Below are 21,795 nucleotides of genomic sequence, written 5' to 3'. Positions count from 1 at the left end.
TAAATTAAGATTATAAAGTCAGTTTAACTCCAGCCGAATACACTTTCAACGGTGGCAAAAGGTTACTAAACTTAAATTCGGGATCTCCGTTAGAATAATTGGTAAAAGTCAAAAGGTTTTGGCCTTGCAAATACAATTGACAACGAACTCCTTTACTCATTTTCAAAGGCAAATTATACGTCAACGATATGTTTTTCAAGCGCAAATAAGAAGCATCTTCTATGTTGCCTGTACTCAGTGCATAGCGGTAATACGCATTAATTATATCGCCATTAAGTCCTGTAGTAAATGGTTGTTGCCCATCCGGGTTGCTGACACTTGTCAATTGATTGACTGGAGTTCCGGGAACACCGGGTGTTGCTCCAAACGTTTCTTGCTTCACAAATTGAAACAAGAAATCCAATTGCAAATTTTTATAGGTAAACTGGTTTTGCAAGCCACCAAAGAAATCCGGACTCAGATCGGCAATTTGAGTTCTATCGCCAAGTGAAGTAATCACACCATCGCCGTTAACATCCTCAAAATCATAAACACCAGTTGTTGGGTTCATGCCGATATAATTATAAACTTTTACTATGTTTATGGGTTCGCCAACCACATAACGGTTCGCGTTGGTAGAGCTTTCCAAACCAGGATATGAAACCAATTTATTGCTATTAACCGAAATATTAAAATTAGTAGTCCATTCAAAATCCATGCACTGAAAATTAACGGTTCTTAATGTAAACTCCAATCCATTATTTTGAACCGTAGCATCAAGATTAGCATTCAACGAACTAAACCCAGTAGTCCCCGGCAACGGTAAACCAACCAACTGATTCGATGAACGATTTAAGTAGTAAGCAGTGGTCAAAAACAGTCTGTCTTTCAAAAAACCTGTTTCCAAAGCAGCCTCAAACTTTCTATTCGTTTCCCAGCCGAATTCGGGGTTAAACAGCCGAATCGGTTGCAATCCTATCACCCCTTGATACGTATTACCCGAAGAAGTATACGTATCCAAAAACTGATAGTCTCCTATTTGATCATTACCAGTCGTTCCGTAACTCGTCCGTAATTTTCCAAAACTAAGTATCGAGTTATCTTTCAAGAAAGTTTCATTCGAAAAAATCCATGCCGCTCCTACCGCTCCAAAAGTAGCAAACTGCTTTCCTGGTCCAAATCGGCTCGAACCATCACGGCGACCAGTAATATTAATTATATAACGGGCATTCCAATTGTAGTTGATTCGGACAAAAAAGGCCTGATACTTATAAACGGTTTCTTCACTGAGGTCAATCGTTTTTATCGATGCCGAAGCCAAGTCGTTAATCAAACTATTACTCGAATACCCAAAACCGTTCATAAACAGCCGATTGGTTTTCTGTTGCTGAAAAGTACTACCGACCAAAGCCTCAATTTTACCTTTGCCAAGGGTAGTATTCCAATTAAATTGTGGCTCAAATATCCAATTGCTTCTATCGGTTTGGCTAACACTCAATCCCGAAAATTCGCTTCCCAACCCATAAGCGGGATTATACATCGTATGAGGTTGCGTTCTGCTTTCAGTATTTTTCAAATCCGAATAACCTAAACTCGACTTCGCTTCTAAATTTTTCAAAATCTGATACGACAATACAGTATTCGCATTCAAATCTTTAATCCTCGAATCAAATTCCGATTCCAGTAACGCCAACGGATTATCCCAAGTGCTGTTCGCCCAATTCAAATTTCCATCTGCGTCATACAATTCAGGCGCATTAGGTGCAAGAGTTCTCGATACCGCAGTCAAATCCGTAGCGGGTTGATTATTCTTTTGAGCTGTATAATTGGCAGAAAACACCAATTTAAACTTGTCATCATCCGAAGTATGATTCATGTTAAAATGTGCCGCACCTTTATTATATTGAAAATCGCCCGGAAAAACAGTGGTCTCCGTTCTATAATTACCACTCAATAAATATTGCGTTTTAGCATTGCCGCCAGATACTGAAGCTTGTAAATTGTTAACGGTGGCTGTTCCACCTATAAACGCTTTCTGCCAATCAGTATAGCGGGTTGCATCCCATGTGCCATTGACATCATAGGCAAAATCAGGATAAGTACTAATACCATCATTAGCAAATGCCTGTTGGCGCATCGCTAAATACTGTGGCGTATTCATCAATTTCGGCGTTTTTGTAACACTTCCTACATTTGTAGAACCATTCACCATAAAGGTGGTTTTTCCTATTTTACCTTTTTTGGTGGTAATCAGCACCACACCATTAGCACCACGCGAACCATAAATCGCTGTAGCATCAGCATCTTTAAGCACCTCAATACTCTCAATATCCGACGGATTTATAGAATTCAACGGACTAGTCAAACTCGGTGCAGTACCGGAGGTAGCAATGGAACCAATGGCTTCGGATGAATAGGGAACTCCATCAATAATATACAACGGCTGGTTACCATCACCACGCAAACTGTTTTGCCCTCTTATTTTAATGGTAAAAGAACCACCGGGAGAACCACTGTCTTGTACAATATCAACTCCTGCCATCCTACCCTGCATCGTGGCAAGGACATTCGCTACAGGTTGTTTTTCAATATCCTTCGCAGATATTTTAGCAATACTTCCGGTGCGCTCGCTTTCTTTTACTGAATAATAACCGGCATTAATTTTCACTTCTTGAAGTTGGGTGGCATCCTCTTGCAGTCGTACATTAATAACAGCATTACCCTGTACAGGCATTTCTATAGTTTTGTAGCCCATAAAGGAAAAAACCAGTGTATCTGTAGGAGAAGCATCTATTACATACTTCCCATCAAAACCAGTAATGACAGTCGTGTTTTTTCCTTTAATAGAAACGATTACTCCGGGCATTTGACCCTGATTATCAGTAACGGTTCCGGTAATTTGCTTAATCTGAACTTGTTTAATCTGAACTTGTTTCAGATTCTCCTTTTGCAAGCTATTGCCCTCTTTAAACATAGTCAAAGGGATTACTGGTTTATTAGCAAGAGCAACACTAGTATTCAGCAGTATGCAAATAAGCAGATACCAAAATACCGCCCTACCCTTGTTTAATGAAATATTTTTCATAATATTGATTTAGTTAATGTAAATAATGTTTTTGTTAGCTATTGGTCCTCTATACAGTTGTCCAGACGGTGAGAGGGCCTTTTTTATGTGTTTAGCCACGAAGGATTTTGTTTTTTTATTTGATCATAGGCGATTTTTAGAGTTATGAGTTGGTGTTAATACTAAATAAGCTTTAGCTGTTTTTAAATCTTTAAAAACAGTTGCAACCATATAACCACAGGCATATTATTGCTATTAAAGCCACTATTAATGCAATTTGTATTTGTTTATAGTATTTCATCTTTGCAATTTTTGTATGTTATGGGTTATCTGATCACTGCAATCTGCAATCTGACCAATGTTGGCTATTTTCTATTATTGACATTGCTATTAAAATTGCTATTGTCATTGTAATTGCTATTGTCATTGACATTGTAATTGCTATTGCTATTAACATTGCTATTGTCATTGACATTGCTATTCTTATTGTGTTTTTATTGCATAGGCAACTTGGTTTTAAAGTTTTTTTTTAAAGGAAAGTACACTGCCCTTGAAAGTTTCAGCCCGACGCAGGCAGTGCATTTCCAAACTAACTAATTCAACAAATTAATTTGTTTGCGAGACTTTAAATAAGAAGGAAGATTGGCTAAGAATGGCAACTGGGTTTGTGCCAATAAAAAATGGCATGGAACTCAGCTTATCGTATCAGAGGTACTGGTATACCGGGGAACAATAAGTGAGCCCACGCCATGGGACGTGAGCATCTTACTTATCTTCTCGTTCCTATAAAATTACCAGTTTTCTGATACGAGATTCAAAGCGAATGCTTCAATATTTTTTGAAGAGTCGCAAAATTACAATTTTGAACTGTAATCTTAAGACAAAGATAATTATTTTATTTACATTACCGAATTCGGTAATGAATATTTTTCGAGTTTTATTCAAATTGCATTAAAAGATAATAATGAAGAATGAAAATAAAACAAAAGAAATTAAAGAATTGATTGCACAAAAAGTAAAATCTTTAAAAGGAGAAACTACTTATGCAAAGATTGCTACTAAATGTGAAATTCATAGTGGAAAGATAAGTAATATTGCCAATAATAGAATTGATTGTCAACTTTCAAGTCTTATAGAGCTTGCAAAAGGTCTTCGTGTGCACCCTAAAGAACTATTTGATATAGATTTCGATTTTGAAAGATATTATGACGAATTAGACTCTGCTGATAATTCAGAAAAAAATAAAATTTGTAGCGGAAAGCAGTAATTTTAAATTGTTCTTCATAAGATTTCCACCTAGATAAACCGCTATATATTAAATTTAAAAGATGCCTACTATGGGCGTCTTTTTTTATGAAAAAGACATAAACTATAGTATTCAATTCGCGAATCACACACTATACTATTTGCAACTAACTACATAAAAATATAGGTTTGACAATTAATCAATTTTATAATAACTATGGAATGGTATGAAATAATTGATCTGGTTGTGGTTTGGGTTGTAGGCCTTTACTTGAGAGGGGGATTTTATGAGCGTATGAGAAATAGGCATTTTAATGATAGCTGGAGGAATGGGAATAAATGAAAGGTGCTGTATTAAGGTGTCTTTTTTCGTTTTAGGGCCAAACCAATAAAAAATAATTCTGGAAGTTTTCATTGTTAAAATACAAATGCTTTTTTTCATATATTGCAAATAAATATTGAACCAACTTTAATTATGGTAAGACTTATACACATTTCAGATTTTCACTTAGAATCGGAAATATCTACTCCAAAAAAAAATAAGATCATAGAATCTCTTGCCGAAGATTTAAAAAAACATGTAAACAATGATACAATATTACTATTTACTGGAGATTTAATCGATAAGGGGGGTATTGGTTTTAAAGATTCTGAATTATGTTTCTTGTCCTTTGAAGATATTTTTATCAATACAATATTAAAAAGCAATCCTTCATTAAAAAACAAAATCTTTATAATTTCGGGAAATCATGATGTTTATAGGAGTAAAATAGATGAAATTATTGAAACTGGTATTAAAGGCAATCTTATCAATACGCACAACTTAGATAAATTCATCTCGTCAAATAGAGAGGGTTCAATTTATTTAAAAAGATTAGAAAATTATAAAGATTGGGAAAAAACATTTTATAAAGACTATCCTAATTCGCAATTATCCAATTTCGAAAATAGTTTTAAACTTAATATAGATAATAGAAGCATTGGAATTTCTTGTTTAAACTCATCATGGCTTTGTAAAAATGAAGATGATAAAGGAAATATTTTACTAGGGAAAAATCAAATAGAAAATTCGCTAGTTTTCTTAAATGAATGTGACTTTAAGATAGCTTTAATTCATCATCCATTAGAATTTTTTAAAGAATTTGATTTCGTGGATATAAAACCTTTGATTTACAAAAATTATGATACTCTTTTAACTGGTCATGTTCATAAATTAGATTCAGAGTATGCTCAAAATTTAAACGGGCGTATATTTATCTCCGTTGCCAATTCAACAATTGCGGACGCTCCAAAAGAATCTTTATATGTAAACGGCTATACTATAATCGATTTCAATAACCACTCAAACATTCAAGTTGAATATAGGAAATATATTGAAGTGCATGAAAAATTTGTGCCTAATACAGATATTGGAACAGAAGATGGAAAAAAGATATTTGAAATTTTAAAAGATGATAAATTAGCCGATTATTACAGGAAAATTGATTTAGTACAAGCTATTGAAAACAGAGTAGTTGAAAGTTTAAATGATCATATTATTATGTCAAATAATAATACAAGCGTTAAGTGTTCAATTGAAAATATATTTGTAGAACCCAGAATTCTCAACAACCCCAAAGATTCTTTTAAAAAAGAAGAAACTAAGTCTTATACAATTGATAGTATCTTAAATGACAATTCTAACTACTTGATATATGGCAGTAGAGAATCAGGAAAAACTCTTCTAATTGATAAAATATTCATCGAAGCAATTAGCAAGTTTTCTTCTTCTGATTGTCTTCCTATACTTTTGAAATTTGCAGATATTAAAAATAAGGATCTTAAAAGAATATTCAGGGAGTTTTTCTCTATTTCTGCATCAGAAATAGAATCTTTCTTAAATACAAATAAGATAGTCCTTTTGATTGATGATATTTCATTTAAGTCTGAACATAATCAACTCATATTTATTTTGAAAGAGTTCGTTAAAAAATACAGAAACATAAGAATTATTGGAACTTCTACACATACACTAGACAACACAGTTCCAACTGAATACTTAACTCATAATGAAATATTTAACTTTAATCTTTGTTTTATTCAAGATTTTACGAGTAAGGAAATTAAATTATTAATATCAAAATGGTTTGAAGGAAAAGATGTCGACATGCAAGGTAACATGGAAAAGTTATTGAAAAGTTTTACCGATTTTAAATTGCCTAAAACCCCTTTATCGGTTACTCTATTTTTATGGATTTTTGAAAGACAAGAAAAAAAACCTATAAATAATTCTGTGCTTGTAGAACTATTTATAGAAAATATTTTAGAGAAAACAAATATTGAAAACATATACTCAGATACATTTGATTTTACAAATAAAAAAAGGCTTTTGTCGTACATAGCAAGATTTATGAAAGACAATGGAGATTCTGACTTAAGTTACAATATAGAATACGCCGACCTTCTAAAGTTCATAACTACTTATCTTAAAAATAAATTCTCTGGAAAACCTGAAAAGATTCTTGAGGATTTTATAAAAAGGGGGATTTTCTCTTATGAAGACGATGATACTAAATTAAGATTTAAGACTGCATTTATGTTTCATTTCTTTTTAGCATTGCAATTCGACTATGATCTCAAATTTAAACAAATCGTATTATCAAATGATAATTATCTAAATTACACCGAAGAAATCGAGTATTACACAGGTCTGAAAAGAGATTGTTTAGATATACTTTTGTTCACGCAAGAAAAACTAAATGTCGCATTTTCAGATTTTAATGACGATATTCGAGAGAACTATGTTAAAATAGATTCTGTTCTAGAATCAAAAAAAGAAAAATCACTAACATTTCATATTGATGAGAAAAGATCAAAAACAAAATTTGACGAAAAAAAATTAGATCAAATTTTTGATAGAACCTTGTCTAGAACCCCAATAGAAAAAGACATTCCTAAGAAATCAAATGATAATTTCACTGCATCACAGAATAATTTAGAAACCAAAAAGAATATTGATACTATCTTAAAATTAGCGAGTGTGGTACTTAAAAACTCTGAAGATATTGATGATTTTGAGGTAAAATTACAATCATACAAAAATATCTTAGAAAGTTCAATTTCATTTTTAATGCAATATCGAGATTCGTTGATCACATTTTATCTAAAGCATAAAAAAGAACCTGATTTTTTTCCAAAGAATATTGATTTCAATCTATTCATAACTGTTTTACCTGTTATGCACCAAAATGTTATGCACAAATGGATGGGAAGTCAAAAAATGAGACCAGTAATCGAGGACAAAATAAAGAATGATATACTCACTCTTAACATTTCTGAATATGAAAAATTTATGTCTGTTTTTTTATATGGTGATATTAAAGGAAATAATTACCCTGAAATTATTAAAGTATTTGTAAAAAAGTCAAGCTATAATTACATAAAGGATTTGTCATTCCTAAAAATAATGTCTTACTACCACTTAAGAAAAAATAGCCCTCAAGTTGATGAACTTTATTTAAAGCTGATGGCTGAGATAAAAATGAAATTAGGAAAATTAAAAAGTAAAAACAAAGGAGAATTTATTAAGCAGATTGTAGAAAACAAGAAAGGTAAATTAAAGTGATTTTGAAAATTAATTTAAGATTGTCCAGTAACAGTGATACCCCGTTGGCGCGGAATTGCATTCCGTGACTGTCCCTAAACATTAACCCGTAGGCGCAAAATAAATTTCCTCGTTTTCCAATTCATGGTGTCTATCCAAGACATTATTAATCAATCTGAATCTGTACATAAGTTTATAGTAGCTGTGGCTTTTTTTTACTCATAAAAAAAAGCCCTGTGAAATCAAATTTATTCTTGTCTGCACTCATATCTGCAATTCCTACCCACACATCGGCATCTAACTGATTGAATTTATACTGGCAATATTGGTATAGTTTTAAATCCAATTCATTCTTATTTGCACTTGTCATATGCGTCATCCCAAGGTTAAGTATGTCATTATACAATGACCCATCATGCAATTGTCTGTCTTTGCTGAAATCCTTTTTTGTAATTTTTACCCGATCCATAAAGCTTTTGATAGAACCATTATCAAACTGGAGCATAATTAATGCTACTTTTACCCTATGCTTTAGCGTGGTGTTTCAGCCCCTTAAATAATCGGACACAATTATAAATAGAAATCTATAATTTTGTACGATGGAAAAGAGAAAATTTACCAAAGAAGAGAAGCTAAAGATCATAAAGGAAGCTTCAGAACAAGGTGTTAAACCTACATTAGAGAAATATTCGGTATTTCCTGCGAGTTATTATTCATGGAAGAAGAAGATGGATACTATGGGCGAAGAGGGCTTTGCGCATGGAATGACCCCCGCACAGCTTAAACGAATCAGAGAACTGGAAAAAGAAAACAAGCTACTCAAAGAAATTGTTATTCAAAAAGAGCTTGAAGGCAAGTTAAAAGACGAATTGCTAAAAAAGAAATTTGCCTTGGAGAAAAAAAGGAACTCGTGAGAGGCTACATTTTTCAGGGCTTGAAGAAAGAAGTGGCATTTCAAATTTCAGCAATAACCAAACACCAGTATTATTATCAAAACAAGCGGACTAATCAAGGAAGAAGTCCCTCTACGACGACTTTTTACACTGACAAGTACGGGCAAAAATTTGAAGTTTCAAATGATGTGATTATTGAAGAAATAAAGCAAGCTCATCAAGATCTCGACACAGATTATGGTCATCGGAAAATGGAAACTAGTTTACAACTGATGGGTTACAATATTAATCATAAGAAAGTATATCGATTGATGAAAGGCGCACAATTATTGAAGGAACAACATCAAAAGCCTAGTAAAACCAGGGTAAAATACCGTAAGGTTTTTCCAAGTCAGCCCTTTGAAGTTTTGGAAATGGACATTAAATTTGTGTGGGTCGAGGAGTATAAAATGCATAGCTATGTGCTAACAACTATTGACACTTTTACCAGACTTGTTTTGCATTGGACGGTTGCCTATTCCATCAAAAAAGAAGATGTTAAAAGGGCATGGGAACATATTATAATAAATCATTTACAACCAAATAATTGCCTAGAAAAAGGGATTCATATTGAGGTTCGCAATGATAATGACAGTCGATTTTCGGCAAAAATGATTCAAAATTTCTTCAAAGATAACTACCTGAATCAAGTCTTTACACATCCATATACCCCACAGGAAAATGGACATATTGAGAGTTTTCATGCTATTTTAGCAAAAAAACTAAGACCTTTTCATTTTTGGACAATCGATGAATTGGAAGGTGTTTTGACCATTTTTTATGAGAAATACAATAATGAACGTCTACATTCCTCAGTTTGTAATTTACCTCCAAATATCTTTTTAGAATGCTGGAATAAAGGGCTAATCGAACAAAAAAGAGATGAAATAAAACGAAAAATAACATTCAAACTCAAAATCCCATACCAACAAATATCGGGCAATACGAGTCTGAAGTGCAGTTCCTTGCAAAATTTAGAGATTCCGCCTTTTTTTGTGGGTGAACTAAATTTTAGTGAAATCGAAATGACCAGGCCTGAAACATTTCTACAAACATCGGTGTAAAACTCGCCTTCGTTTGTTCCTTGCAAGACAAAGATATTGACTAATTGCGTATGTTTGTAAAACTTAAAATGTTAAAGTCCGATTATTAGGGGGCTAAACCAGTTGTCGTCCAATATTTCACTCAAATTACTAGTATGCAATTCGGGAATTTCACTATTCAATTCGGGAATACAACACTAGATAATTTGCACCGAATACAATCACCCTATAGATTTGTTTCTGATTCAATCAAGATCACACAATCTAAAAGTCCTGCAATGAAATTATTTTCTCAATCCCTCCAGTCGGAATTAGACCGACAATTAGAATTGATACCTGTAGAATGTCCACATACAGTTCATTATTACGAAGAGGCCATAAAAATCATGATTGCGGGTTTAGAAAAATTAAAAACCTTCTTTATAAAATACAAATTCCAAGATAAAAATGAAGAGATTGAATTTTTCCGAAATATCAAACCTATTTTTGCGGGAAAGCTCATTTACTATAACGAAATTTATAATATTGAAACCAATAAACCCTACGGTTCTAAAAAAACACTTCGTAAATACTACAACTCTGAATTGTTAAAATTAAAAAACTTCTTCGACGAAAATCAGGAATTTTACCGGTACTACCGCACAAATAATCGATGCCTTGACAAAAGGTATTTTATAAGAGGTAAGTATGATATTAAACTCACATTGGATAGTTTTTACTTTCAAGCAGATCAGAGTTTCTCAACTTCACATGACTATAAATTGGCAAAAATCATGGCCAATGATTTACTTAAAAACAGCTTGGAATCTGAAATTGTAAAACTAGAGAATAACACAGAGCAGATGCAGTCCGCTACTCTTCTATCAAAAAACCAAAAATGGACTGGCTCAAAAGTAGAGCTAATCGAATTAATTTATGCACTTCATACAGAAGGTGTTCTCAATAATGGGGCATCAGGACTAAAAGAAATCGCAAGCTTCTTCGAATCCGCTTTTGAAATTGATTTAGGTCAATTTCACCGGGTTTTTCTCGAAATCCGAAACAGAAAAACGGAAAGAACTAAATTCCTGAACACCCTCAAAAACAAACTCATCACCCGCATGGACGAAGCAGATGAGAATTAAAATCAAAAAACACTTCTAAGTTTTTCCACCCGCCCTGCTATTTTAATCTCTAAAATCACCAGTTTAGATTCGCCCTTAAATTAAAAACGTAAAAAAACAATGAAAAAACGGAGTGGCAGCAGTCCGCGAGTTGAGGCTGAAAGGCGAACAGCTCGGGCTGTGGAACAGAGTTTTGAGGTAGTTCTTAAGTTTTTAATTTTCAGGCTTGATCTTTTGTTTCCGTCCTCCTGAGCGCAGTCGTAGGATGTATCAAGACAAAAAAAGAGATTATCTTAATGAAAACTACTCGCTATCAGTAACCAAGATTCGTAAACCCGCCCTTAAATTCAAAACGTAAAAAACAACGAAAAAACGGAGTGGCAGCAGTCCGCGAGTTGAGCCTGAAAGGCGAACGGCTCGGGCTGTGGAACAGAGTTTTGAGGTAGTTATTAAGTTTTTAATTTTCAGGCTTGATTTTTTTGTTTATTTTTTGATCAAGCAAAAAAGAAAAGAATAACCTCAAGAAAACCACTCGCCATTCAATACCCTTAAACCCGTACTTAAATTAATAAAGTAAAAAACAACGAAGAAAAGGAATGACAGTGCTCCGCAAGTTGAGCTTGAAAGACGAACGGCTCACCGCACGTAATATTTGAAATTAAAAAGAGGACAGCCAGCGGTTGTCAGCTTAATTACAAAAGACAGTTTTTAAATTTTTAAGTTTCAAGCATGTGAGATCGAAGATTCATGAATACAAAAAAACAATAATAAACCGTGAATATTTTTTTGTTACTGTGACCCTGAGCGGAGTCGAAGGGTTCATCAAGGCAAATCGAAGATTCAGACACCCGAGCGAAGCGAACAGGCGAAGCAAACACCAATAAAAATAAAAGTCAAGTGAGCTAAAAAAGTAAAATCTAGAATCAGAGCCCATTCGTTATTGAAGATACAAATCAAAGATCCTGCGAACACCATTTGAAATAAAAATCTAACAAACTAAGAAAAGGCTGCCCTATCGGACAGCCCTTTAAACCTACTTATTTAAAAATAAAATTTATGTTATAAACCAACAGCTAATACCTTTTTGATGAACTTACTTCCCTAAAAAGTATAGTCCAATCAGGATCTTTATTCTTTGGGGGTGTTATTGACTCTTCATAAGTTTCAAACCGAACAACGGATGAATTCGTTAGCATAACTTCTTTATCCTTTTCCGAATATGTCTCATTAGTCAAAATACTCGCTTCATAATCGACTATAAAATCATATAGAATTTCATATTGTTCTTCCGTTTTTGAAAGAAACAGCAAGGAATTAATAAACCGACTAAAACTTAATTTGGCTTCTGCTGTTGCATCCCAATTAGCAATTGTCTCAGACAGACTATCCGCAAGAATGGACGATACTTTGCCTGAGGATAAAGAAGGCGTATCACTACTCTTCACTCCGCTGATTACGCTACCTTTTTGAAGGTTTTGAATAACCACATAAGACTTTTGCTTATATAGTCTTCTTCCTGCCTCATCATAAGGATTAGCGTTATTGGCTGGCATTGTACGACTACTTTTTGTGCTGTAATTAGGTTTGTGGGTTCTCTTTTCAAAACTATTGGGTATTTTGTCAATAGTTGATTCAGCATCGGTACTACAAGACTGCAGGACAAGCGAAATGGAATAGCACATTAAAATGGCTAGGAATAAAAATATTTTTTTCATTATTGTTAATGTTTTAAATGTTACTGATTACTTTTTTCATCAGTTCTTTTCACCCGGGGTAATGGGAACAGTGGCGATTTTGCTCATAACAAAACCAATTGAATTCAGGGCAAAACTAAATGTGTAGTCCGTAACAAACAACGCAACTGCTGTTCAATTCGGGAATTAAACATGTGTAATTCCCGAATTGACAACAGTCAATTCATAAACAATTCATACATAGCCAATAACTTAACATTCAAAAAATACATTTTGGGTCTCTCACGGTTACTATCCTTTATATTGAAGTTTTTTAGCTACATTTATTCCTGATAAATGCAGACATAACTGCGTTAATTTATTTTAAAACGCTATAATTTCCATTTTTAGAACATGAAAAAAAATTACTTAATCCTACTATTTCTTTTGTTTTTCATGGGCTTAAACGCTCAAAAAAAGTTTATAATTCCAGATAGTCTCTCAAATAAAGACTGCAACTACTTCAATGAAAAAATAAATTATAAGGAAAGTGATAGTATTAAAGAACGCTTATATGCACAGTCCTGGTTAGCTAAAGCTAAATCCGAAAAAAACTATAAGCAAATGGCTCTTGCCTATAAATCCTTAATCTATAAATTCGATAAAAAACTCCGATACCTGTATGCTGACAGTTCGGTTACTGCGGCTAAAAGAACAGCCAATCCAGAATTGATTGGATCCGCTTACATGACAAAAGGAATAGTGTATTATGATCATAAAGAGATGATGAAAGCACTGGATAATTACCTCATCGCAGAGGATTATATTTTTAAGACAAAAGACGAATATCTCATTTACAAATTAAAATACTGCAAAGCGCTGACTAAATATTACCTTGGATTTTATCACGAGGCAATAGCTTTATTCAAAGAGTGCGTTACTTATTTCAAAGAGCAAAATGATCACGCCTACGTCAATTCATTATATTCTTTGGGTCAGAGCTATAGCAGAGTTAATAAATATCAATTATGCAGTCAAATAAATCAAATAGGAATAAAAGCTGCAAACCAATTTGAAATTTTTAGAATGAAATCATACTTTCTATTTTCTGAAGGTGTAAACCAATCTTTTAAACACAACTATGTCGATGCTATAAAAAAATTATCAATGGCATTACCGGATCTTAAGAGTAATAAAGATTTTGCAAATGAAACGCTCGCCTATTTTTATATAGGTAAAAATTACTGGTCTCAAAACCAAAAAGAAAAAGCGGTATTCTATTTCAAAAAAGTAGATATAATTTTTCAACAACAAAACTATATAAGTCCCGAATTAAGGGAGGCTTATGAACTAATGATCGATTATTATTTAACTAAAAATGATACAAAAGCACATTTATACTATGTTAACAGACTACTAAAGGCAGATCAATTATTAGAACTCAATTACAAATACCTTTCAGGAAAAATAACTAAAGTATACGATACCGAAAAACTACTGCAAACGCAACGTAATTTAGAAAACTCCAATAATTCCATAACTGTAATTGCCATTAGTACAACAGCAATCTTGATATTAATAATTTCATTCCTTATTTACAGACATTTTAGATCTAAAAAATTATTCGATGAGCTGATGAACCGCCAACCGGAAACTTCCAAACAATTTGTACCAAACGTGAGTAAAGATTCCTTTCTTGATTTAAGCCCTGAAGTGGTTACAGCAATTCTAAAAAAATTAGAAAAATTTGAATCCAATAAAAAATATCTCGAAAAAGAGATGAACTTGTTCAAATTGGCTTCCTTATTAAATACAAATACCAAATATGCTTCAAAAATCATTGCAAAGTACCGTGACAAAGGAATCATAGAATATATCACTGATCTTAAGATTGATCATATCATAGAACTGCTTAAAAGTGAAAATAAGTACCGGAATTACACAAACAAAGCACTAGGAGACGAAGCTGGCTTTGGTTCTACTCAAAATTTCACAAGAGCATTTAAAACCCGTACGGGCATATCCCCTACCTACTTCAGTGAGAAATTAAACAAATCAGTTTCTATGGCAACTTTACAATAATATTTTTAAAATCATTTTGTTTGCACTCGAAACAAAATATAATATAAACCCTGGCTCAGATATCCCTTAAATTAAAAACGTTGGAAAACAACGATAAAAACAACGATAAAACGAAATGGTAGCAGTCCGCAAGGTGCCTTTGAAAGGCAACCGGCTCGGGCTGGAACATTAGAGATTTAGAGGAGGACTGCCCGTGGCTGTAAATTAAATTAAAACTCGTTTTTAAGTTTTAAATTTTAAGGGATTTTTTTGTTACCGACACCCTGAGCGAAGTCAAAGGGTTTATCAAGAAAAAAAGTAAAATTAAAATAAACACCGTCTTCGATTCGCCCTACTATTTTTATACCTGAAAATCGCGGCGCGGATTTTTTGCATTGGCCGGCGGGAGTGACCCCGGAGACGAGGAGGAACGACGAGCGGTTGGCGTCACGATAGAAAAAATTTGTCCGATGATTTTTGGGATAAAAATCGTCAAGCAGTGATTTTTTTGTTACTTTTTTCATCAAGGAAAAAAGTAAAACCTTCGATAATTCCACTTTTTTCTATCACAACTTGTGAACCCTTGTGATATAAAAACAACCAAAACCTACAATTTTACACCATAACAATTTAAAAACTCAAGTTATGGCAATCGAAATCCTTACCAAAGAAGACCTACAAGAATTCCATAAATCTCTTTTAGAGGATATAAGGGAATTACTTAAAGGCACAAATGAGCAACCCAAAAAGTGGTTGCGCTCAACCGAAGTCCGTCAACTGCTGAATATTTCAAATGGAACACTCCAAAATCTTCGCATCAACGGAACACTTTCCTATACAAAGGTTGGCGGTATCATATATTATGATAATTCTGCCATTGATAAATTATTAATTGGAAACAAGATCCATGCACAACCTACTCTTTTTAAGTAAACGATCATTGTGAGAGCAAAACCATCTTAAAAAGTCTTAATACTTAATACTCCAATCTTAATACTTCCGAATGAATTACATAAAACACCTAACCGGATTTTTTGATAAAGTGTCAAAAGACAAAATACTCAATCCAACACACGTTAGTTTATACATTGCATTATTCCAATTTTGGAATTGCAATCGATTCAAAAATCCAATAAGCATTTCTCGTGATGAGGTGATGCGAATCAGCAAAATTAGTTCCAAAGCAACTTATCACAAGTGCTTAAAAAACTTGCATGCTTTGGGCTACATCAATTACGAACCGTCATATAATCCATTCAAAGGAAGCCAGGTGTACCTATTTAATTTATCTGACGAATTAAAACCAATGCCCAAAAGCGAAAAAAATACCAGTTCAAATACTGAACCTGTTTTTAAACCAGTTGATGAACAAGTAGTGAACAAGTCCTGTACTAGCAGTGGTACAGGCACTGAACAAGCGATGGTACCTTATATAAACAATACAAACATTACAAACAAACCAAACATTTTAAATATTGTAAACTTGGATGAGCAAGCACAAAATTTTGAAAATGATAATTTATTCACAAAAGAAAAAATAGAAGAAGAAAAAAAGTTGCGCGAAAAAAAGAAGAATATCTCAACTCCGACAAATGACGAAGTCAAGGCGCATTTTCTCGAACAAAGCTTCCCGGAACTCGAAGCACAAAAATTCTTCAATTACTTTTCCAGCAACGGATGGCTGGTCGGTGGCAAAAGCCCAATGGTCGATTGGAAGGCAGCAACACAAAACTGGATGTTAAACGCACCTAAATTCATTCCAAATGTAGAACTTCCGCACAAGGCAAAACAGCTGACCACATCTACAGACAAAGACTACGGAGAGCCTCTGTAAATACTGAAATTTTTTAATGCATGCCCTTAAATAAAAAGGGTAAAAAAACAACGAAGAAGTATAGTGGCAGCAGTCCGCGAGTTGAGCCTGAACGGCGAACGGCTCGGGCTGCGGAACGGAACTTCAAGGTAGTTTTCACCCTTTTTATTTATCAGGCTTGATTTTTTTGTTTCTTTTTTTATCAAGAAAAAAAGAAAAGGAAATTATGAACGAAATAAAATACCAACACAATTATCCGGAAATAATCCTTTGGCTCGAAAAAAAAGGTGTCGAATTATACGGAAATCATTTTAAAATCTTAGAAAGCGACCATCCTATAATTTTCAAACTCATTGCCTATTTCCTAAAAGATGAACAAACTTGTTTTCAATTCAATATAAATCTTAATAAAGGAATTATGCTTTCGGGTCCAGTGGGTTGTGGCAAAACCTCTTTGATGAATATCATGAAACACCTCACTCCTATCGAACATAAATTTTATGTAAAGCCGTGCCGTGACATTAGTTTCGAATTTATCCAGGACGGTTATGAAATTATCCATAAATATAGCAAGGGCCGCCAATATCAATCCGAAGCCAAAACAATTTGCTTTGACGATTTAGGTATAGAAAACAATCTAAAATACTTTGGCAACGAATGCAATGTAATGGCAGAAATACTATTATCTCGTTATGATTTATTCACTTCCAAAAAACTACAAACCCACATAACCACCAACCTTTCTGCATCAGAAATCGAAACCCATTACGGTAATCGAGTCCGCAGCCGATTGCGCGAAATGGTGAATCTGATTGCTTACGATAAAACGATTAAAGACAAACGATAATGTCATCGAAAGCAATGTCTAGAAGTCACCGTCAGTTCAGTTTATCCCGAACTTGCTTCGGGAAGTATTTTTTGTGCAGTGAAACGAAACAAAAAATGTATCGAGAACAATCCATAACTCATAACCATAACTCAAAATGAAAAAAATCAACACCTTCTGGAACTGGTTCCAAGACAACCACCACGCCATAAAAAATATCGTCAACGAAACTCCTAAGAACCAAAAGCATATCGCTTTTTGGATAAACAAAAACCTCAACTACTATTGCAGGGAAATAGATTTTATAATTGTCTTTCCAAAGAACTTAACATCTAAATCCGAATTCATTATCACGGCCAATGGCAACCTCGACTATTTCAATCAGGTAATTACTTTAGTGGATAACGCTCCTCAATTAAAAACTTGGAAATTCACCGCCTTTATTCAGCCAACAGCTGAAGTTGATAAAATTATTGATGGTCTGGACGAGCCCTATATTTTTGAAGACCTCACGCTAAAAATCAGTGACCTCAAATTTTTGACATTGAATTATGATGAAAACACGGCTAAAACAGACATAATAATTTTTTTAAAAAACTATTATATTTATTGCGATAGTAAAACACTTCCCCAAGCCATTTTCATAATAATGCAAGACCTTCTGGGAGAAAAATCATTGTTTCAAAACATTAATTTTGTTCAACTGGCACAAATGCCTGAAAATGATGAAAATTTAATTCATATCTATGATTTACAATATTTTATTGACGAAATGATCAATTGAAAAGGTAGCACTATCGTAGAAAGTATTCAAAAATTATAGGTTACCAACTCCTAATTATGGTTAAATCGAAATGATGGGCAAAGCTATCAGTAGTTAAAATAGTGAACTCTTCATTGTAAAAAGAAAAATATGCTTTACATGATAATGAAAAAGAGCGCTTGGTCTTCATGATCACTCTAATTTAATTTCCAAAAAATTACATTTTTTAAATAAAATTTCAACGCCATACTTACATTTCAACACACTTATTCCTTAAAACCCCATAGTTATTACTTTTAACTTTCTCTTAAGGAAGGAGTAAGATAATTTTGTACTATTTAGGTTAATTTTCAACATTGCATAGTATTTTATTCGTTGACAAAAAAAAACTACTCTTGATATAAATAAATAGCTTTACTTATATTTGAATTTATTAATTCAATAAAAAAATTTAGTTTTAACTTCGTCAAAGTTGCTTAGAGTTTTAAAATCAATTATCAATACTGATAAACTTACATTATGATAACTAAAATAGCAATTTTAAAAAGTGCCTCTTTCGAAATTAGTTTGATTAATCAAGAATTAGATCGTACCGGTTTCAACTACACATGCGTAAATATAGAATCTATCGATGACTTCGAGAGTACATTGCAAATTTTCCACCCTAATATTATAATCGCTGGCTATTCTTTGCTCGACACCACTTGGAAAAAAGCTTTAAAATTTAGAAATAAACGCTATCCATTAATCCCAATTATTTTTTTTTCAGATAACATAGATGCGGAAAATGGTATTAAACTCATCAAAAAAGGCGTGTCGGATATCGTATTTAAACATAACATTTCTGCTCTAGATCAAAAAATTTCTCAAGCATTAAAAGAAGTTTCGCTAATAAAATCCAATGTCCTCTCCCAGCAAAGTGAAGAAGTTTTTAAGGATGAACTATGGCGAAATGAATCAAAATACCGTAGTTTAATCGAGAACAGTATGGACGCAATTCTCCTTACTGTAAAGGATGGACAAATACTTGAGGCCAATGCTGCGGCCTGTGGAATTTTTAAAATGACACAAGAAGAGATTTGCAAATCGGGAAGATTTGATATTGTTGACATTACAGATCCACGATTAGCAATACTTTTATCGGAACGCAATAATACGGGACGAGCGAAGGGCGAACTTACTTTTAAACGTAAAGATGGTAGTTGCTTTCCCGGCGAAGTGACCTCAGTGGTATTTAAGGATGTGAATGGCTGTGAAATGACTTCGATGACCATTAAGGATTTGTCTGAACATAAAAAAGCGGAACAACAATTAGCAAAAACAGCCTTAGAGTTACAAGAAGCCCTCAACGGTTTGCATAAAATATTGAACGCTTCAATGGATCTAATTTGTTCCATTGATGCAGAAGAAAGAATAGTACAGATAAATGCAGCCTCAAAAAGCATTTGGGGATATGAACCGCATGAATTAATAGGTAAAAAATATAGTGAATTTATACATCCGGAAGATCAAGAAACTATATTTAATATTGATCAGGATGTTAGAAATGGCAATCCCGTGAAAATATTCGAGACCAGAATTATCCATAAAAATGGAGCTATTGTTTACATTCTGTTGAGCGCTCAATGGGATGAAGTTGACAAATTGATTTATTGTACCGCTAAGGATATCACCGAGAAAAAAAAATTAGAAAAAGCGTACCTAGTAGAGAGACAGCGATTTCTAGACATATATGATCAGGCGCCCTCCGCAATGGGTATTATAAAAGGTCCTGATTATGTATATGAATTGGCAAATCCATTGTATTTAAAATTAATTGATAAAAAGGACATTATTGGTAAAACAATTATGGAAGTATTACCTGAATTAAAGAGTCAGGGAATTTTTGAACTTCTAGATTCCGTTTATAACACAGGAGAACCATTCATCTCCAACGAAATGCTGTTTAAATTCGATTTTCTAGGCAATGGAAACCTTGTAGATAAGTATCTGAATATTCTGTATCAAGCGCACAGAGATTCGGATGGTTCGATTGATGGTATTTTATTTTTTGCGGTAGACGTTACAGAACAAGTATTATCACGCATGAAAATTGAAGAAAGTGAAAAACTATATCGAGAATTGATAAGAGAATTGCCTGTGGCAGCATACTCTTGCGATGCCGAGGGGAAAATAACAATTTTTAATAAGGCAGCAGCTGCTTTATGGGGTAGAGAACCCGAAATAGGAAAGGATTTGTGGTGCGGTTCATGGAATATTTTAAGTAATGCTGGGCAAGAAATACCTTTAAATTTATGTCCTATGGCAATCGCAATGAAAGAAGGTAGGACCATGTCTGGTATGGAGATTATTATCGAACGAGAAAATGGAGAAAGACGTTATGTGCTTCCCCATGCCGTTCCCTATATCGATGCTGCTGGCAAGGTTACAGGCGCTGTAAATATGCTGACGGATATCACGGAAAGCAAAGAGGTACAGCAAGCATTGGAACTTCGTAACGAAGAACTCGCCTTTCAACACGACGATCAGGAAAAACAAGCCGTAGCATTAATCCTAGCTAACACGGACCTACTAAAAACGAACAAAGAATTAGACCGTTTTGTATATAGCGTCTCTCACGATTTACGTTCCCCCTTAACGTCAATTCAAGGACTCGTTTCAATCATCGAGGACGAAAGTAAAGAACCGGAAACGCTGGCGCACGTACAGATGATTAAAAGTAGTATCAACCGTCTCGATGAATTTATCAGAAAAATTTTAATTTATTCGCAAAACAACCGGACAGGTATAGAAGTAGAGACAATCACAGTAAAAAAAACTATTATGAATATTGTCGATTCACTTCAAAACATGGAGCAAGCTAAGGGGATAAATTTTGAAATTGACATTCATGAGGATACCACTTTTTCTTCGGATCAGTTACGTTTCAATACAATTCTGGAAAACCTTATTTCCAACGCAATTAAATACCATAAACCTATTGACACCGAAAGATTTATTAAAGTGATAGGAAAGGTAGATGAAGAAATGCTTCAACTCCAAATATCTGATAACGGAATAGGTATTGCAACAAAGTATCAGGATAAAATATTCGATATGTTTTTTCGAATATCCAGTAAATCAGAAGGTTCTGGAATTGGTTTATATATTGTAAAGGACACTGTCGAAAAATTAGAAGGATCCATTCAGGTTCATTCTCAAATTAATGATGGTACCACTTTTGATATCATTTTAAAAAATTTTACTTTATGACAGATATTAAATCAAAATTTCAAAGAGTGATGCTTATCGATGACAATACTATTGATCTGTATGTTACTTCCGCGATGATTAAAAAAAATAATTTTGGAGAGATTATTGACAAGTACACCTCTGCTAAAAAAGCGTTGAAGTTCTTAAAAAGAAATCAAGACAATTTTACAGAATTGCCACAAATAATTTTTGTAGATATCTATATGCCCCGAATGTCAGGATTTGAATTTATGGTAAAATACGATAAACTATCTTCTGATTTAAAAAAACATTGTAAAGTATATATTATTTCGTCTTCGATTGATGAAAACGATATTAAACGTGCCAACGATGATTTAAATGTTGTTGCATTTCAGGTCAAAACTATTACAAAAGAATTTTTGAATAACATTTCGTAAATAGTAATACGGAGTGTCATCCTAAAATATTTAGTCAGGAAAAAAGAATCGACTTCGCTT

The 21,795-nt window shown here is 33.5% G+C and carries 16 protein-coding genes; 12 read left to right on the top strand and 4 right to left on the bottom strand.

Annotation, left to right across the window (positions count from 1 at the left end; translation table 11 throughout):
* Positions 1-10: 10 nt before the first annotated feature.
* Positions 11-3,064, bottom strand: a complete 3,054-nt coding sequence (locus tag H4V97_RS15550; RefSeq protein WP_209550207.1) for a SusC/RagA family TonB-linked outer membrane protein — start codon at positions 3,062-3,064, stop codon at positions 11-13.
* Between the two features lie 943 nt (positions 3,065-4,007).
* Here H4V97_RS15550 and H4V97_RS15545 point away from each other — a divergent pair.
* Together H4V97_RS15545 and H4V97_RS15540 are read left to right on the top strand one after the other, a co-directional pair.
* Positions 4,008-4,310, top strand: coding sequence for a hypothetical protein (locus H4V97_RS15545; protein ID WP_209550206.1), 303 nt, complete (start codon positions 4,008-4,010; stop codon positions 4,308-4,310).
* Positions 4,311-4,763: 453 nt separating this feature from the next.
* Entirely contained in the window at positions 4,764-7,892 is a 3,129-nt protein-coding gene (locus H4V97_RS15540) for a metallophosphoesterase (protein WP_209550205.1), read from the top strand.
* 172 nt (positions 7,893-8,064) lie between these two features.
* On the opposite strand, the gene H4V97_RS15535 is transcribed toward H4V97_RS15540, so the two are convergent.
* Complete coding sequence (locus H4V97_RS15535) at positions 8,065-8,376, bottom strand: hypothetical protein (RefSeq protein ID WP_209550204.1); 312 nt, start codon at positions 8,374-8,376, stop codon at positions 8,065-8,067.
* 94 nt (positions 8,377-8,470) lie between these two features.
* On the opposite strand from H4V97_RS15535, the gene H4V97_RS15530 reads away from it, so the two are divergent.
* The 3 genes from H4V97_RS15530 (at position 8,471) to H4V97_RS15520 (ending at position 10,970) form a co-directional block, all read left to right on the top strand.
* The gene (locus H4V97_RS15530) at positions 8,471-8,785 is read left to right on the top strand and encodes a transposase (protein ID WP_196851622.1); all 315 of its coding nucleotides are present in this window, start codon (positions 8,471-8,473) and stop codon (positions 8,783-8,785) included.
* Positions 8,782-9,867 carry a DDE-type integrase/transposase/recombinase gene (locus tag H4V97_RS15525; RefSeq protein WP_209550203.1) on the top strand — a complete coding sequence of 362 codons (1,086 nt, stop codon included), beginning with the start codon at positions 8,782-8,784 and terminating at the stop codon, positions 9,865-9,867. Before H4V97_RS15530 ends, H4V97_RS15525 begins: the two co-directional genes overlap by 4 nt.
* Before the next feature lie 257 nt (positions 9,868-10,124).
* Positions 10,125-10,970: an RteC domain-containing protein gene (locus tag H4V97_RS15520; protein WP_209550202.1), complete on the top strand. Its 846-nt coding sequence runs from the start codon at positions 10,125-10,127 to the stop codon at positions 10,968-10,970.
* A gap of 1,052 nt (positions 10,971-12,022) precedes the next feature.
* Here H4V97_RS15520 and H4V97_RS15515 read toward each other — a convergent pair.
* A complete protein-coding gene (locus H4V97_RS15515) occupies positions 12,023-12,664 on the bottom strand; it encodes a hypothetical protein (protein WP_209550201.1) in 642 nt (213 codons plus the stop codon).
* Positions 12,665-13,036: 372 nt separating this feature from the next.
* On the opposite strand from H4V97_RS15515, the gene H4V97_RS15510 reads away from it, so the two are divergent.
* The gene (locus tag H4V97_RS15510; protein WP_209550200.1) at positions 13,037-14,704 is read left to right on the top strand and encodes a helix-turn-helix domain-containing protein; all 1,668 of its coding nucleotides are present in this window, start codon (positions 13,037-13,039) and stop codon (positions 14,702-14,704) included.
* 236 nt (positions 14,705-14,940) lie between these two features.
* Here H4V97_RS15510 and H4V97_RS15505 read toward each other — a convergent pair whose 3' ends face one another.
* Entirely contained in the window at positions 14,941-15,207 is a 267-nt protein-coding gene (locus H4V97_RS15505) for a hypothetical protein (RefSeq protein WP_209550199.1), read from the bottom strand.
* Positions 15,208-15,328: 121 nt separating this feature from the next.
* Between H4V97_RS15505 and H4V97_RS15500 the strand changes: the two genes are divergently transcribed.
* The 6 genes from H4V97_RS15500 to H4V97_RS15475 all read left to right on the top strand — a co-directional run bounded on the left by H4V97_RS15500 (position 15,329) and on the right by H4V97_RS15475 (position 21,735).
* Positions 15,329-15,616: a helix-turn-helix domain-containing protein gene (locus H4V97_RS15500; RefSeq protein WP_209550198.1), complete on the top strand. Its 288-nt coding sequence runs from the start codon at positions 15,329-15,331 to the stop codon at positions 15,614-15,616.
* Positions 15,617-15,686: 70 nt separating this feature from the next.
* Positions 15,687-16,517 (top strand): transcriptional regulator, encoded by an 831-nt coding sequence (locus tag H4V97_RS15495; protein WP_209550197.1) that lies wholly within the window; start codon positions 15,687-15,689, stop codon positions 16,515-16,517.
* A gap of 205 nt (positions 16,518-16,722) precedes the next feature.
* Positions 16,723-17,343, top strand: a complete 621-nt coding sequence (locus tag H4V97_RS15490) for an ATPase (protein WP_245345249.1) — start codon at positions 16,723-16,725, stop codon at positions 17,341-17,343.
* Positions 17,344-17,479: 136 nt separating this feature from the next.
* Positions 17,480-18,106: a hypothetical protein gene (locus H4V97_RS15485; protein ID WP_209550196.1), complete on the top strand. Its 627-nt coding sequence runs from the start codon at positions 17,480-17,482 to the stop codon at positions 18,104-18,106.
* 498 nt (positions 18,107-18,604) lie between these two features.
* Positions 18,605-21,337 (top strand): PAS domain S-box protein, encoded by a 2,733-nt coding sequence (locus tag H4V97_RS15480; protein WP_209550195.1) that lies wholly within the window; start codon positions 18,605-18,607, stop codon positions 21,335-21,337.
* The gene (locus tag H4V97_RS15475) at positions 21,334-21,735 is read left to right on the top strand and encodes a response regulator (RefSeq protein WP_209550194.1); all 402 of its coding nucleotides are present in this window, start codon (positions 21,334-21,336) and stop codon (positions 21,733-21,735) included. The genes H4V97_RS15480 and H4V97_RS15475 overlap by 4 nt, the downstream gene beginning before the upstream one ends.
* The last annotated feature ends 60 nt before the right edge of the window (positions 21,736-21,795 follow it).

The organism is Flavobacterium sp. CG_23.5 (assembly GCF_017875765.1).
GTDB lineage: Bacteria > Bacteroidota > Bacteroidia > Flavobacteriales > Flavobacteriaceae > Flavobacterium.
The sequence above is the reverse complement of the archived record's forward strand: the minus strand, read 5'-3'. Positions and strand labels throughout refer to the sequence as shown.